This window comes from Paracoccus sp. KKT209 (assembly GCF_055635455.1).
The window spans coordinates 3,046,795-3,061,231 of record NZ_CM145758.1; the positions used below are offsets into that span (position 1 = coordinate 3,046,795).

Genomic DNA, 14,437 nt, shown 5'->3' on the forward strand with positions numbered 1-14,437 from the left:
CGGAATCCGCAGCCGTGGAATCCACCTGTCCGAAGCCACCCCAACCACAGGACCACCCGACCTCATGGACCTCGCCATTGCACCGCGCCAGATCGAGTTCTGGCCGATCGAGCGGCTGCGCCCCTATGCCCGGAACGCCAAGATGCATGGCCCCGATCAGGTGGCCCGGATCGCCGCCAGCATGGCCCGCTTCGGCTGGACCGTGCCCTGCATGGTCGGGGACGATGGCGAGCTGATCGCCGGGCACGGCCGGGTGCTGGCAGCGACGGAGCTGGGGCTTGCGGAGGTGCCGGTGATCCGGCTCGGCCATCTCGACGAGGCCGAGCGGCGGGCCTATCGCATCGCCGACACCAAGCTGACGGAACTGGGCGACTGGGACGAAAGCCTGCTGCGCGACGAGGTGGCGGGGCTGCTGGCCGATGACTTCGACCTGTCGCTGCTGGGCTTTGCCGAGGACGAGTTGGAAGCCCTGCTGCAGGATCCGGATCTGGCGGATGACGGCGCGGCCGAGGGCGAGGACGATGTGCCGGAGCCGCCCGCCGACCCGGTCTCGGTGCCGGGCGATCTCTGGCAACTGGGGCCGCATCGGCTGATCTGCGGCGACAGTACGTCGGCCGATGTGGTGGCAAAGCTGCTCGGCGATGTGCGCCCGCTGCTGATGGTCACCGATCCGCCCTATGGGGTGGAATACGACCCGGCCTGGCGCAATGCCACTGGCGCCGCCAAGACCAGACGCACCGGCAAGGTGCTGAACGACGACCGCGCCGACTGGCGCGAGGCCTGGTCGCTGTTTCCCGGCGATGTCGCCTATGTCTGGCATGGCGCCCTGCACGCCACGACCGTCGCGGACAGTCTGATCGCGGCCGGGTTCGATATCCGCTCGCAGATCATCTGGGCCAAGGATCGGTTGGTGCTGAGCCGCGGCGACTATCACTGGCAGCACGAACCCTGCTGGTACGCGGTGAAGAAGCCCGGCAAGGGACATTGGGCCGGGGATCGCAAGCAGACCACGCTCTGGCAGATCGCCAACAAGGATCAGGATGCCGAGACGGTTCACGGCACGCAGAAGCCAGTCGAGTGCATGCGCCGCCCGATGCTGAACAATTCCAGCCCCGGACAGGCCGTCTATGAACCCTTCATGGGATCCGGTACCACCCTGATCGCCGCCGAGACCACCGGCCGGATCTGCTACGGCATCGAGCTGAACCCCGCCTATGTCGATGTCGCCATCACCCGCTGGCAGAACCTGACGGGCCAGGCGGCAGTGCTGGACGGCACCGACAAACCTTCGCCGATCTGACCACTTCCCGACGCTGAGACCATGAATGACCTGGCTTTACCTGCCCCCGGATTGCATTCCGGGACCGATGACACCTGCCTCTTCGGCCTCTCGCTCTGCTCCGGTGCAGGCGGGATCGACCTCGGCCTTACCCTCGCCCTGCCCGGATATCGAGCTGTGGGCCATGTCGAGCGGGAAACCCTCGCTGCGGTCTCTCTCGTGGCGAGGATGGCGGACAAGGCCCTAGATCAGGCTGTTGTCTGGGACGACCTTGCCAGTTTCGACGGCAAGCCTTGGCGCGGCGCGGTGGATATCGTCTCTGCGGGCTATCCGTGCCAGCCGTTCAGCGTGGCGGGCAGGCGAAGGGCCGCGGACGACCCGCGCCATCTCTGGCCGCATGTCGCCCGGATCATCGGCGAATGCGAACCACCCTTCGTCTTTCTCGAAAACGTCGCCCATCATCTCCGCCTCGGTTTCCCCGAAGTCGCCAGCGGACTGGTCAGCATGGGCTACCGCCTTGCGGCAGGATTGTTTACGGCGGCGGAGTTCGAGGGATCAGAAAACAGTCCGGGGGACTGTTTACCGCGAGAACGGCGCGCCCCACATCGCCGGGAACGCCTTTTCATCCTCGCCGTCCGCGAAGGGGACGCGCTGGCCGACCCCGCGCGCCTGCTCCCGCACCCGCTCGAGCGGCGGCAACCGGACGGAACTGCTGCGCCTCTGGCCGACACCCCGGGCCAGCGCCAACGAGAACCGGCAGACGAGACGACGCCATCTCAGGCGGCGGGCAAGCATGGGATGAACCTTGCGACCACGGCGGCGCAATGGCCGACGCCGCTGGCCACGGATGGCGCGAAGCCGAGCGCGGGCAACCGGAAATCGGCGGACCTGACCCACGCCAGCCGGATTTGGATGACGCCGACGGCCCGCGATCACAAGGACGGGGCGACCAGCCTCGCGAATACACCGGTGAACGGCCTGCTTGGCCGCCAGGTCCTCACGACGCCGATGGCTGGCAGCGATACCTGCGATCAGCGCCGCACGCTGAACCCGCTATTCGTCGAGGCGCTGATGGGCTGGCCAGAAGGGTGGACCGGCTCCGCCTCTGTGGCAACGGTGTGGTCCCACTGGTTGCGGCGCATGCGCTCCGAACTCTGGCGCATCAGTTGCTGGAGGATGTCCGGGGATTCTAGGTGAATGGCGGTTAAGAGCCCATCTTACCCTTTTGTGGGGATGCAGCGATTCTCCGGTCTACCGATGCCCTTCCCGGCATCCAGTCTTCGGCTTCGTTATTCCAGAACCTGTTGGGGTTGTCCTCGTAGGCGCCGCGGATCTGCATAGGGGTGCACAGCAAGGCATCGCATCACGGTCGGGCGGGGAACTGGCGGGGATATTGTTACTTTACATCTCCTTTTCCGAAGAGGTCAGGATCAGCAAGGGAAGGCAGATCACTGCGACACCTGCGATGACCACCCCCGGAAGCGAAGGCTGATGAAACTGACTCGCAAGCGATCGGGTCAAAAGGGGCGCGAAACCGCCGAAAATCGTGGTTGCGATGGTTGCTCCGACTGCGAGTCCGGTCAGTCTGCGCGCGGTAGGAAAGATCTCTGCCACGGCGACGGGACCGATTGCGCTGAAGCTGCCAGCCAGAATGGCCAGGACGCAGGCCGCCATCAGCGCGATGCCAGTGCTGGCTGTCCCCATCAGGTGGAACATCGGCGCGGGCAAGAGAATCGCGGCAAGGCAGAGACCGATCAGTAGCCTAGGTCGCCCCCAGATGTCGGAAAGCGCGCCGATCACGGGCGTGACGCAGATCACCACCAGTGCTGCGAGCGTGGCGAGCCGAAGGGCGGCCGCTTCGGGCAGCGCACCTAATGAGATCAGGAATACCGGCACATAGATGACGCCGATATAGTAGGCGACCGACGCAAGCGCGGAGATCACGAAGGCCCGCAGCAGCGCCCGCCGATCCTGTGCGAAAAGGTCGCGCAGGGGCGTCTGCGGCGCTTGCTCGATTTCGAAGGCAGGGGACTCGGCCATCCACTGGCGGGCAATCCAGATGCCCATAGCAAGCGCTGCCCCCAGCAAGAACGGCAGCCGCCAGCCCCAAGACAACAGCGCCTCGGGCGACAGCGCCCAGACCGCCAGCGCCGAGACGACCACGGCCAGTAGCGCGCCGATTTCGGACGTCATGGCTGCAAGCGATGTCACCAAGCCCCGCCGCCTCTTGGGCGCGCTTTCCAGCAGATAGGCGGTGACGCCGCTGTACTCGGCACCCACGGCGAAGGCCATCAGGCAGCGCAGCGCGATTAACGCCCAGCCTGAAGCGGCGCCGATCTGGGCGTGACTGGGAAGAAGCGCGATGCCCGCCATGCTGAACGTCATCAGCGCCACGGACCACAGGAGCATCTGCCTGCGTCCGAAGCGATCCCCAAGTCGACCGAGGACCAGCGCACCGATTGGCCGCAGCAGATAGGCCACGGCAAAGCCCGCCAGCACTGCCAGAAGACCACCATCGCCAGCAAAGAAGACTTGAGCCAGCGTGGTAGAAAAGTAAAAATATATTGTGAAATCATACCATTCGACCACCGTGGAAAAGGCGGCGATGGCGATGGAGCGCGTCTCTTGCCGTGTCATGTCAGACCAGCACCACGATCTTGCCGCCCGCGGCATTGGCTTCCATGCAAGCATGGGCTTCCGCAATCTGGTCCAGCGTGAAGACACGCCCAACCTTCGCCTCGACCCGGCCTGCTGCTACGTCCCCAAGCAGCCTGTCGAAGGGCATGGCCATAAAATCCGCAACGCCGCCGGAATAGATCGTCAGCGCCACGCAATGCGGAATGACATCCATGGGCGAGAACTCTGGCAGTGTCCATTGGTCACCGACCATGCCGGTCATGCAGGTCGCCCCACCCGGCGCCGTGGCGGCCAGGCTGTCTGCCAAGGTCGTTGTGCCGACCAGTTCCAGCACCTTGGCGAAAGGAGCCCCCTGAGCCGCGATGCGACCATCGTCCAGCACGGGCCTGGCTCCGAGTGCGCGAAGCATGTCAATCCGGGAGGACTGCCGGGTGGTGGCGAAAGCCTCCGCACCCGCCTGCCGGATCAGCCCGATGGCGGTCAGCCCGACGGACGTAGTTCCGCCCCGCACCAACACTCTCTCTCCGGCGCGGATGCGCAGCGCGGAATGCAGCGATCCCCAGGCGGTCTGCAACATCTCCGGCAGGGCGCCGAGCACCTCCCACGGAAGATCGACGCCGATGCGGCGTACCTGAGTGGCGGGTACGCAGGTAAATTCAGCATAGCTCCCGTCGAACTGGCGGCCCATTCCGCCCATGACGGTGGCAACCCGCTCGCCCGGCTCGAAGCCGGTGCCCGGTGCATGGTCGACCTCGCCCACGGCTTCAATGCCCAGCACCCGGGGTAGTGTAACGGAGGGCGATTGGCCACGGCGCGTGAACAGCTCGGACCGGTTCAGGCCGAACGCCCGGACTCGGATGCGCACCCACCCCTGAGGTACCTCTGGTATGGGCAGGGTCTCGATCTTCAGGACGTCCGGACCACCGGGCGCGCGCAGGACGGCAGCTTTCATCTGAGTCATTTCAAGGATCCTTCATACAGAGCCAGCCGTGACAGCATGGCAAACAAGAGAATGGCGGCGATCAGCGGCACCGGCGAGCCGTCGAAGGCGAGGCCCGCGTGGACCACCGCCAGAACGCCGCCGCCGATCATTCCGGCCGCCGCAATCAAGGTGGCGCCCAATCCCATGCCGATGACGAGGCCGGTCAAGGGGAATTGCACCTGGTTGCCATAGCCCTGGAAGCTGTCTGCCAGATCCGGCAATGCAGGCAGCAAGGCATCAATGCCCCGCGACCCCATCGCAAAGATCGCTCCGACGAACCCGGCAAAGGCAGCGAAGGAAGGGGGAAAAGCTTGTGACATCGTGCGAATCCATATCGTGAACCGAAAATTTAATTGAAAACCAGAACTGAAAAATGCTCCATATTCATCATCACTTGAAACACAGAGTTTCTAATGGATCGATTGACAGCGATGGAGGTCTTTGTGCACGCCGTGGATGCGGGCTCGTTCAGCGCGGCGGGCGATATCTTGGACATGTCGCCGCAACTGGTGGGCAAGCATGTGCAGCGACTGGAAGATCATCTGGGCGTCAAGCTGCTGCACCGCACGACCCGTCGGCAAAGCCTGACCGGGTTCGGCGCCGCCTATTACGAACGCGCGTGTGTCATCTTGGCCGATATCGCGGCGGCGGAAATCCTGGCCGCGGAAGCCCGCGCTTTGCCAACCGGTCGCTTGCGAATCAACGCGCCTGTCAGTTTCGGCATCTTCACCCTGGCGCCGAGACTACCCGAATTCATGCGGAACAACCCAAAAGTCGTTGTCGACCTAAACCTGAACAACCGCAATGTCGATCTGGTCGAAGAAGGATTCGATGTTGCGTTCCGCGTCGGAGACCTTCCCGATAGCGGGCTGATGGCCAAGCGGCTTGCACCGTATCGGCTAGCGCTTTGCGCTGCCCCCTCCTATCTGGCAGGTGCCCCGCCCCTGAACACGCCTGCCGACCTCGCCGGTCACGCTTGCCTGGTCTACGCGCATACCGAATTGCAGAAGAGGTGGACCTTCGACGGTCCAGAGGGGCGGGTGTCCGTAGAAATTTCCGGCTCCTTTATAGCTGATCACGGAGAGCCCATCCTGGCAGCGGCACGCGCGGGTCTCGGTGTGATCCTGCAGCCAGTGGAACTGGTCGCCGCCGATCTCGCGGCCGGGAGGCTCCTGACGCTTCTGCCTGACTATAAGGTGCCGACACGTCCGCTGCACCTGATCTATGCACCCGACAGGCAGGCAACTCCGAAATTACGTGCTTTCATCGGCTTTGCGACTGAGGAGTTTGGAAGGCGATAAAAGACTATGTATTATTAAGAAATTTCCGGGCTTTTCGTTGTGCCTGGGTGATCATCCAAGAAGATTTCCTTGGCCTGCTCGTCTTCTTCTTAGTGTTTCCAGGGCCTTTGACACCGTTGTCAGGTGGTCGGAGCCGGTGGAGTGGAAAATTTGATCAAGTCAGTTCGTAACGCCGCCCAGAGCGGCGATGAAGAAGCTATCGTGCCTTAAAAGCAGGTCACACCAACGGCGGCTTTGTCGGAGGTTTTTCGATGCGGGCTTTGGCGTGAGTTTGGCGGTGGGGGCTGCGGCGGTGGCCCGCGTTGGAAAACCTGACAAGGAGGAAGCCGCGGGGGTCTTGGATCACGCTATGGGGAAAGAGCGCGCCCGGTTGGAGCGACGGCAACATCAGGGGTGCGGCTGAAGGGGTGCCTGGTACCTGGGGTGGCCGCCAGCTTGCTGGATGATGGTGACAGCGCCGCGGATACTGGGTCTGTTGCCGCCTCTTGTTGTGCCGGGGAGGGATAGGCGCACTTGGTTAGGGCCGGGACAGCTGGAGGCAGCCGGTGGTGTTTCTTGATGGATGACAGGCGGCGTGTCATATGGCCCCCTCCATGGGTGGTGCGCGCGACCTTGGTTTTTGCCCGCGCTGGAAGATCTCGATGATGCGCATGGGGCCGCCGCAGCACGGGCATGGCTCGCGCAGGGTGAGTGGGGTGACCTTGGCCTCCAGTCCTGGTGCGGCGGGTTGTTCGGGGCTCTGGACGCATAGCAAGGCACGGACTCTGGTGATGTTGGCCTTGCGGGTCGAGCTGGCCAGCAGGCCGTAATGCCGGATGCGGTGGAACCCGTCAGGCAGGACATGGATCAGGAAGCGGCGAATGAACTCGGGCATGGCCAGCCGCATGACTGATCGGCGCTCTCCGGATTTGATGCGGTAGTCCTTCCATCGGAAGGCGACTGTTTGCGCGTCGGCGCTGACCAGGCGATTGTTCGAGATCGCCACACGGTGGGTATAACGGCTCAGGTAGGCCAGCACAGCTTCAGGGCCGCCGAAGGGTGGCTTGGCATAGACCACCCATTCAATTTTGCGCAACGGTCCAAGCCAGGCGGCGAAAGCACCAGCGTCAGCCAACCCTGCGAGTTTGCCGAAGAAGGTCAGCTGACCCTCCCGGTGCAGTTCCATCAGCCCTTGCAGAAACAGGCGCCGGAACAGTCGCGACAGCACGCGCACATGCAGAAAGAACCCGGGCTTGCAGCCGATCCACTTCGTGCCGTCGGGCGACAGGCCGCCGCCCGGCACGATCATGTGGATGTGGGGGTGGTGCGTCAGTGCCGAACCCCAGGTGTGCAGCACGCTGGTCATGCCCACCCGCGCGCCCATGCGCTTGGGATCGGCGGCGATGGTCGTCACCGTTTGTGCCGAGGCTTTGAACAGCAGGCCATAGACCGCCTTTTTGTTCCAGTATGCGACGGGCGCAATCTCGGCAGGCAGGGTGAAGACGACATGGAAATATTCCACTGGCAGCAGGTCTGCCGCCCGCGCCTCCATCCAGTCGCGCGCCGCCGGTCCCTGGCACTTCGGGCAGTGCCGGTTCTTGCAGGAATTGTAGCTGATGTGGTGGTGGCCGCATTTGGTGCAGCCAGCCACGTGCCCACCGAGCACCTCGGTTCGGCAGGCCTCGATGGCGGACATCACCTTGAGCTGGGACAAACTGACATGTCCCGCGTTGGCCTGCCGCCACGCAGGTCCATGAGCACGGAAGATGTCAGCAAGTTCCAGCGTCGGCCGGGCCACGCCGGACGTGTGCTACCCTGGCCTCGATGCTGGTATCGCGACTTGCTCCTCGAGCCGAGCCAGCGCCTCAAAGGGGCTAACCGTGTCACGGATCATGCGTGTCGCTACATGGGCGTATTGCTGGGTCGTGGTCACCCGGGCATGGCCCAGGAGCACCTGGATCACCCGCACGTCGGTGTTGGCTTCCAGCAGGTGAGTGGCGAAGCTGTGCCGGAGCGTATGCAGGGTGGACGATCCGGTAATGCCCGCCAGCTGCTTGGCGGTCAAAAAAGCCCGGCTCAGCTGACGCGGCGAGATCGGACTTATCCGAGGCTTGCCGGGGAAAAGCCAGCCCGCAGGGCGGGCCTCACGCCAATAGGCACGCAACAGCTCCAGAAGCCCGGGCGACAGCATGACCTTGCGGTCCTTCCGACCCTTCCCCTGCTCGACATGGATCAACATGCGATCGCTGTCGATGTCGCCGATCTTGAGATTGCATACCTCGGCCGCCCGAAGTCCTGCGCCGTAGCTGATGCTGAGGGCGGCGCGATACTTGAGACCTGGCCCGGGCGCTGCAGCCAACACCGCAGACACATCCTGAACGCTCAACACGACAGGCAGTCTTCGCGGCTGTCGCCGGAACTGCATGTGCTGGTGCATGTCTTCCCGCTTGCACGTGGTGCCGAAAAGAAATCGCAACGCCATAATGCGGGCATTGAAGGTCGGCGGCGTGATGCCGACTTCGGTCATGTGGAGCTGGTAGGCGCGAAGGTCTTCGGGCGTGGCCGTGTCGGGTGATCGCGCAAGGAAGGCCGCGAAATCCTTGATCGCCCTGATATGGGAGCTCTGCGCTTTGTCACCCATGCCGCGAATGCGCATGTCTTCGATCATTCGCTTGCGAAGCGGGGACACTCTCTCCTCTGTCATGGGAGCCTCCTGTCTGATGATTGAGAAGACCCCAATCGTCGGTCAGGTCAGGCAGATCGCAAAATGCGCATCGCTATCGGCGGCACGCGTCATCAGCCAGGAGCGCCAATGCCGCGGAGCGGCTTCGTCCTTGTCCGCATAGTCGCCATCTGACGGGCTGATCTTAGCTGATCACCGAGCCATCAATCCCGGAAAGACGATAGACCCTTCCCCTCTCGGCAACCTTTTCAGATATCACCGCCAGCCCCAGCTTCTTCTTCAGCGAGCCGGAGATGGCCCCGCGTATCGAGTGGTGCTGCCACGAGGTCGCCTCGGCGATCTCCGCGATGGTCGCGCCCTCCGGCGGCAGCAGCATGGCGATCAGTTGCGCCTGCTTGGTCCCGGGGCGCTGGGCAGCGGCGATGGCCTCGGGCTGGGCGTCACGTAGACCAGCCATGGTATTCACCACCACCGGACCGATGCCAATCGCATCCAGCCCGACTTCAGTGGCGATCAACGTGGTGCCGTGGCCATCGCCGGTCTCGCGCCAGAGAGTCTCGTTACGCCGGATATTGGCCTCGACCTCTTCGATCCAGCCGAGCTTGATCATCCGGCCGATGGCCATCTTCGCCGCCGCGCCATGCAGCCCTTCGGGCAGCGGCAAGGCAAGGTTGCCTAGTTGGGCGCTGGCGCGGGTCAGGATCAGGGTCTGGGTATCGGTGAGTATGGTCATGGCTGTCTCCGTGCATCGCCGCCGCAGGTCGCGGTCGGCTTCTACGGAGCGTTCGCCCGGCTTACGCGGCCCCACGGGGCCACGGTCCGGGCTCACCCCTGCATCACGCGGGGCATGGCGGGCGTCAGTTGCGAGTTGGTCAGGCCCTGTGTTCGCTCTCCCCGAGGGCAAAATCGCTGATCTGCTTCAGAAGGCTTGCCTGATGCTCAAGGCTGCCGACATCGGCCCAGTTCACCCGCTCGGGGTCAGGGCCAAAATGGTCATCGCTGAGCACCTGCAGCCGGACCAGCATGGCGTCGATTTCGGCTTTCTTCGCGACGAAGGCGGCGAGGGCGGCGTCATTGTTGCGGGCGGTCTGGCGGGTCATCTTGGTCTCCGGGTGCATCGTGTTGTTGATGCAGCATCGCTCTAGCGCGCCCTGAAGTGTAGAGAATTCGGAGCAATAACATTGCCTTCTGATTGCGATCACCATCATTTCCGGAGGTTCCTGTGCAGGGCATGAGCGAACGCGCCTATACGGCCCATGCGGGTCTGTCGCGCGGGGCGATCCAGAAGGCGCGCAAGAGCGGCAGGCTGGTCTTGTTCGCCGACGGTTCCATCGGCGCGGCGGCGTCGGACGCCCGGCGCGCGGCAACCACCGATCCCGATCAGCAGAACCGGTCCGAGGGTGGCATCGCGCGGCCGGTGCCAACACCGGAAAGGCCGACCCGCCCCACCGACAATCTTGCCGTCCCGTCGATCTCCGGGCCGGGCGACTGCTCCTCCTATCTGAAAGCCCGGACGGCGCTGACGGTCTATCAGGCGCAGGAGCGCCAGATCGCCATCCAGAAGAAGAAGGGCGTGCTGGTCAACCGGGCCCGGGCCGAGACGTTGGTCTTTCGCCTCGCCCGGCAGGAACGCGACGCCTGGGTGACATGACCCTACCGCGTTGCCGCGATCATGGCGGCGGAACTCTCGGCCGAGACAGAGATAGCAAGCGGCGAACCCGTCACGATCAGCACCGGGGTGCTGCAGAGGGTGCTGGAGACCCATGTCCGAGACCAGCTTGCCGCCCTCGCCGATCTCAAGGTCGCGCTTGACCCATGATGAGGCGACTGACGATTACGCACCCGATCTGAGCTTCGACGACGCCGAAGATATCCTGCGCGCTTGGTCGCGCGGGATCCGGCCCGATCCGGATCTGACCGTTGCGAATGGGCCGACAAGCATCGCTGGCTCAGCTCGCGGACCGCCGCCGAACCCGGGCGTTTCCGCACCGCGAGGTCGCCGTACCTGCGCGAGATCATGGATGAGCTCTCGCCCGGTCATCCGGCGCAGCGGATTTCCTTCATGAAGGCCGCGCAGGTCGGCGCCACCGAGGCCGGGAATAACTGGATCGGCTTTGTCATTCATCACGCGCCGGGCCTGATGTTCGCGGTGCTGCCGACGGTCGCGATGGCGAAACGCGCCTCGCGCGGGCGGCTCGATCCGTTGATCGCCGACAGCCCGGCCCTGCGGCAACGCGTCAGCCCGGCCTGTGCGCGCGATGCCAGGAATTCGATGCTGTCCAAGGAACTCCCCGGCGGCATTCTGGTCCTGACCGGGGCGAACTCGGCAACCGACCTGCGGTCCATGCCGGCGCGCTACCATCAGGGCGCAGACGGCGTCGCCGATTTTCAGATCGCTGACCTCGCTGCCAACTGCCGCAACGGTTCCTGCGACCTCAAGTCCCGGCAGATCGCTTGCGTCAGGCAGCACGGCATAGCGACCTTGCCGATGCAGCACACCAGGGGAGTTCACGCCAGCCGCCGCGACGCGGATCACCACTTCACCGGGGCCGGGCCAGGGGATGTCGCGCTGTTCCGGCAAGAGGACCGTCGGCGCCCCTGGCTGGGTAATGGCAACGCATGTCATCTTACGTCCAACTGTTCAGGCAGGGAACGTCTCCTTGATTTTACGAATGGGTTTGGGACTTCATCGGGCGGCCGGTTCGAAAAGTTGGTCGATAGGTAAACAGGTGGTCAGGACCATTTCCTGAACCGCCGCAATGTAATCTTCGACCGAGACCTTGCGGCGGCGGTATTTGGCGCGCTTTACATACCAATCCTGAAGAAGCGGCTTGATCATCGTCGGCAGCAGAGGGGTCACCCCGGCGCGAAAGCGACCATCGGCAATGGCGCGTGCCGTGACTTCGGCGAACAGCGATTCGGTCAGTTCCTCGCTATCCACGGCCCTGCCACGTTCTCTGGCGGGAAAGTTCTTAGCCTCCATGAAGGCAAAGCTGAACCAAGGCTGCATCTCTTCGGTCAGTCGGATATGTGCCTCGATCAGCCATTTCAGATGTTCGACCGGGTCGCTGACCACCTCGGGCGGCGGGTTGCCCAGAACGCTCTCTACCGCGCCGGTCACTTCAGTCAGGATCATGTTCAGTAGCGTCGTCTTGCTGTCGAAATAAGCATAAAGGCCGCCCATCGAAACGCCCGATTCTTTCGACAAATCGCGCAGGGACATTGCTTGAAAGCCCTTGCTGTTCGACAGTTTCAGCGCCGCCGAGATGATGATCTTCAGCTTCTTTAACGCAACGTTGGGCTTCTGGACCGAAATCACATCGGCATGTCGTTCCAGCATTGACCGGCACAGATCTTCGCCCGTATGTCCCTTTAATTCGAACATTTTTACTGTCTCTCTGTTCAGCGAACTTCGCGATGGTCAATCCGGTATCGACTCTCTGATATCGTGTTCAGAGCCAACCTCAGCAATTTATAGAACGAACGCTCGCTTGACAAGTTGGTACAGCCTCATTCATAAGATTGAACGAGCGCTCGATAGGAGGATTGACGCTGTGACCCAAACTGAGCATGGACCGAATTCATGGCCTGGCATCCGGGGGCGCAAAGTTCTGGTCACGGGGGCCTCGTCCGGGCTTGGCGTTCATTTCGCACAGCTTCTGGCGTCGCAGGGGGCGCATGTCTTTGCAGCGGCGCGGCGGACCGACCGGGTTCAGGCGCTGTGCGACGGGCTGCGGGATCAGGGTTATCAGGCGACCCCGCTGGAACTTGATGTCAGTTCGGCACAGGCTTCCGAGCAGGCGCTGCAGGGGCAAGTCTTTGATCTGGTCGTGAACAATGCAGGCGTGTCGCATAGCTGTGCGGCGTTGGATCTGGATGCTGACACTCTGGATCAGGTGATCGACACCAATGTCAAAGGGGTGTTCCACGTCGCACGTGCGACAGCGGCGGCGATGCGCGATGCCGGACAGGGTGGCTCCATCGTCAATATCGCCTCGATCCTTGGGTCCCGCGTCTCGGGCCATGTCGCCGCCTATGCGGCCTCCAAGGGCGCGGTGCTGCAACTGACCCGCGCGCTGGCGCTGGAATGGGCACGGCACGGCATTCGCGTCAATGCGCTGAGCCCGGGCTATGTCGAAACCGAGATCAACCGCGATTTCTTCGCCACCGATCAGGGGCAGGCGCTGATCCGGCGCATCCCGCAGCGCCGCCTTGGCCAGCCGCAGGATCTGGATGGCGCGCTTATGCTGCTTCTTTCGGATATGGGTCGCTTCATCACCGGCGCGGATATCGCCGTCGATGGCGGCCATCTTGTCTCATCGCTGTAAGAGGCCTTCATGGATTTCACCATTTCCCCCGAAATCGAGGATTACCGTGCCCGCATTGCGCGCTTCGTGGACGATCAGATCCTGCCTGTCGAGGCAGATCGCAGCCTGTGGGACGAGCACGGCAATATCGGTCGCGCGGCGCTGACCGATCTGCGCCAGCAGGCCCGCGATCAGGGCTTGTGGTGCCTGCAACTGGCCAAAGAGACCGGCGGGCAGGGGCTGGGCAAGGTCGGCATGGCCGTTTGTTACGAGGAAATGAACCGCTCGATCTTCGGGCCGGTGGTGTTCAATTCGGCGGCGCCGGATGATGGCAATATGATGGTGCTGGAAAAGGCCGCGACCGAGGCGCAGAAGGAACGCTGGCTGGCGCCGATTGTCTCGGGCGAGGTCAGTTCCGCCTTTGCCATGACCGAACCTGCGCCGGGCGGCGGATCGGACCCCGGCATGATGCAGACCAAGGCTGAAAGACACGGCGATACCTATGTGCTGACCGGGCGGAAGTGGTTCATCACCGGGGCCGAGGATGCCAGCCATTTCATCCTCATGGCCCGGACCTCCGACGATCCGCGCCGGGGGCTGACCGCCTTCCTGCATCACCGGGACGAACCCGGCTGGCGCATCGAACGCCGGATCCCGATCATGGGCCCCGAGGAACATGGCGGCCACTGCGAGATCGTCTATGACGGCATGGAACTGCCCGCCGACCGCGTTCTGTTGGGCGAAGGACAGGGGCTTAAGCTGACGCAGATGCGGCTCGGCCCGGCGCGGCTGACCCATTGTATGCGCTGGCTGGGTCTGGCCAAGCGCTGCACCGAGATCGCGCGCGACTATGCAGACAATCGCATGGGTTTCGGCATCCGTCTGGCCGACCGTGAAAGCACCCAGATCAAGATGGGCGATCTGGCCATGGGGATCGAGATCGGGCGCCTGCTGGTCATGAAGGCCGCCTGGACGATGGATCAGGGCGATTTCGCCCGCAAAGAGGTCTCGATGGCGAAAATCCACGTCGCCAACCTTCTGCACAAGGCCGCCGATATCGCGATCCAGATCAACGGCGCGCGCGGCTATTCCACCGATACCGTGCTGGAATGGATCTATCGTTATGCCCGGCAGGCCCGGCTGGTCGATGGCGCGGACGAGGTTCACCAAATGGTGCTGAACCGCCAACTGTCCGATGCGCCAGACAGTTTCTGGAGATGGCCGGTCGGCCGGGACTGAGGCCCGCCGCCACAGAACAATCGTCACCGG

12 protein-coding genes and 4 pseudogenes are annotated in these 14,437 nt (G+C 63.5%); 7 read left to right on the forward strand and 9 right to left on the reverse strand.

The features are described 5' to 3' along the window. Positions 1-64 precede the first annotated feature (64 nt). Positions 65-1,317: pseudogene (locus tag ACZ2G3_RS15125) on the forward strand (site-specific DNA-methyltransferase). Positions 1,318-1,321: 4 nt separating this feature from the next. Beyond that, complete coding sequence (locus ACZ2G3_RS15130; RefSeq protein ID WP_470396821.1) at positions 1,322-2,476, forward strand: DNA cytosine methyltransferase; 1,155 nt, start codon at positions 1,322-1,324, stop codon at positions 2,474-2,476. Between the two features lie 204 nt (positions 2,477-2,680). On the opposite strand, the gene ACZ2G3_RS15135 is transcribed toward ACZ2G3_RS15130, so the two are convergent. From ACZ2G3_RS15135 to ACZ2G3_RS15145, 3 genes are read right to left on the reverse strand one after another with little or no spacing between them, the layout of a single operon-like run. Further along, positions 2,681-3,916, reverse strand: a complete 1,236-nt coding sequence (locus ACZ2G3_RS15135) for an MFS transporter (protein WP_470396822.1) — start codon at positions 3,914-3,916, stop codon at positions 2,681-2,683. A gap of 1 nt (position 3,917) precedes the next feature. Then, on the reverse strand, positions 3,918-4,877 hold the full coding sequence (locus tag ACZ2G3_RS15140) for a zinc-binding alcohol dehydrogenase family protein (RefSeq protein WP_470396823.1): 960 nt from the start codon (positions 4,875-4,877) through the stop codon (positions 3,918-3,920). Further along, complete coding sequence (locus tag ACZ2G3_RS15145) at positions 4,874-5,218, reverse strand: hypothetical protein (protein ID WP_470396824.1); 345 nt, start codon at positions 5,216-5,218, stop codon at positions 4,874-4,876. Before ACZ2G3_RS15145 ends, ACZ2G3_RS15140 begins: the two co-directional genes overlap by 4 nt. A gap of 111 nt (positions 5,219-5,329) precedes the next feature. On the opposite strand from ACZ2G3_RS15145, the gene ACZ2G3_RS15150 reads away from it, so the two are divergent. Next, a complete protein-coding gene (locus ACZ2G3_RS15150) occupies positions 5,330-6,199 on the forward strand; it encodes a LysR family transcriptional regulator (protein WP_470396825.1) in 870 nt (289 codons plus the stop codon). A 577-nt stretch (positions 6,200-6,776) separates the two neighbouring features. On the opposite strand, the gene ACZ2G3_RS15155 is transcribed toward ACZ2G3_RS15150, so the two are convergent. The 4 genes from ACZ2G3_RS15155 to ACZ2G3_RS15170 all read right to left on the reverse strand — a co-directional run bounded on the left by ACZ2G3_RS15155 (position 6,777) and on the right by ACZ2G3_RS15170 (position 9,961). After that, positions 6,777-7,976, reverse strand: coding sequence for an IS91 family transposase (locus tag ACZ2G3_RS15155; RefSeq protein ID WP_470396826.1), 1,200 nt, complete (start codon positions 7,974-7,976; stop codon positions 6,777-6,779). Between the two features lie 12 nt (positions 7,977-7,988). Then, the gene (locus ACZ2G3_RS15160) at positions 7,989-8,882 is read right to left on the reverse strand and encodes a tyrosine-type recombinase/integrase (protein WP_470396827.1); all 894 of its coding nucleotides are present in this window, start codon (positions 8,880-8,882) and stop codon (positions 7,989-7,991) included. Between the two features lie 163 nt (positions 8,883-9,045). Beyond that, positions 9,046-9,594 carry a DUF3489 domain-containing protein gene (locus ACZ2G3_RS15165; RefSeq protein ID WP_470396828.1) on the reverse strand — a complete coding sequence of 183 codons (549 nt, stop codon included), beginning with the start codon at positions 9,592-9,594 and terminating at the stop codon, positions 9,046-9,048. Positions 9,595-9,733: 139 nt separating this feature from the next. Beyond that, positions 9,734-9,961, reverse strand: a complete 228-nt coding sequence (locus ACZ2G3_RS15170) for a hypothetical protein (RefSeq protein WP_470396829.1) — start codon at positions 9,959-9,961, stop codon at positions 9,734-9,736. Between the two features lie 122 nt (positions 9,962-10,083). On the opposite strand from ACZ2G3_RS15170, the pseudogene ACZ2G3_RS15175 reads away from it, so the two are divergent. After that, positions 10,084-10,680: pseudogene (locus ACZ2G3_RS15175) on the forward strand (hypothetical protein). Next, positions 10,625-11,220 (forward strand): annotated as a pseudogene (locus ACZ2G3_RS15180) (phage terminase large subunit family protein); the annotation flags it as partial. The pseudogenes ACZ2G3_RS15175 and ACZ2G3_RS15180, both read left to right, overlap by 56 nt. Here the strand turns inward: ACZ2G3_RS15180 and ACZ2G3_RS15185 are convergent. Continuing rightward, positions 11,197-11,487: pseudogene (locus ACZ2G3_RS15185) on the reverse strand (alcohol dehydrogenase catalytic domain-containing protein); the annotation flags it as partial. The pseudogenes ACZ2G3_RS15180 and ACZ2G3_RS15185 sit on opposite strands and share 24 nt — an antisense overlap. 60 nt (positions 11,488-11,547) lie before the next feature. Beyond that, on the reverse strand, positions 11,548-12,084 hold the full coding sequence (locus ACZ2G3_RS15190; protein ID WP_470396830.1) for a TetR/AcrR family transcriptional regulator: 537 nt from the start codon (positions 12,082-12,084) through the stop codon (positions 11,548-11,550). 13 nt (positions 12,085-12,097) lie between these two features. On the opposite strand from ACZ2G3_RS15190, the gene ACZ2G3_RS15195 reads away from it, so the two are divergent. Beyond that, on the forward strand, positions 12,098-13,189 hold the full coding sequence (locus tag ACZ2G3_RS15195) for an SDR family NAD(P)-dependent oxidoreductase (RefSeq protein ID WP_470396831.1): 1,092 nt from the start codon (positions 12,098-12,100) through the stop codon (positions 13,187-13,189). Between the two features lie 9 nt (positions 13,190-13,198). Then, entirely contained in the window at positions 13,199-14,407 is a 1,209-nt protein-coding gene (locus tag ACZ2G3_RS15200; RefSeq protein WP_470396832.1) for an acyl-CoA dehydrogenase family protein, read from the forward strand. Positions 14,408-14,437: the final 30 nt, after the last annotated feature.

Bases quoted from the DNA above. Each gene is read 5' to 3' on its own strand.
- ACZ2G3_RS15160 (WP_470396827.1), bottom strand. From the start codon at position 8,882: ATGACAGAGGAGAGAGTGTCCCCGCTTCGCAAGCGAATGATCGAAGAC.
- ACZ2G3_RS15170 (WP_470396829.1), bottom strand. From the start codon at position 9,961: ATGACCCGCCAGACCGCCCGCAACAATGACGCCGCCCTCGCCGCCTTC.
- ACZ2G3_RS15135 (WP_470396822.1), bottom strand. From the start codon at position 3,916: ATGACACGGCAAGAGACGCGCTCCATCGCCATCGCCGCCTTTTCCACG.
- ACZ2G3_RS15150 (WP_470396825.1), top strand. From the start codon at position 5,330: ATGGAGGTCTTTGTGCACGCCGTGGATGCGGGCTCGTTCAGCGCGGCG.
- ACZ2G3_RS15165 (WP_470396828.1), bottom strand. From the start codon at position 9,594: ATGACCATACTCACCGATACCCAGACCCTGATCCTGACCCGCGCCAGC.
- ACZ2G3_RS15145 (WP_470396824.1), bottom strand. From the start codon at position 5,218: ATGTCACAAGCTTTTCCCCCTTCCTTCGCTGCCTTTGCCGGGTTCGTC.
- ACZ2G3_RS15140 (WP_470396823.1), bottom strand. From the start codon at position 4,877: ATGACTCAGATGAAAGCTGCCGTCCTGCGCGCGCCCGGTGGTCCGGAC.
- ACZ2G3_RS15130 (WP_470396821.1), top strand. From the start codon at position 1,322: ATGAATGACCTGGCTTTACCTGCCCCCGGATTGCATTCCGGGACCGAT.
- ACZ2G3_RS15200 (WP_470396832.1), top strand. From the start codon at position 13,199: ATGGATTTCACCATTTCCCCCGAAATCGAGGATTACCGTGCCCGCATT.
- ACZ2G3_RS15190 (WP_470396830.1), bottom strand. From the start codon at position 12,084: ATGTCCCTGCGCGATTTGTCGAAAGAATCGGGCGTTTCGATGGGCGGC.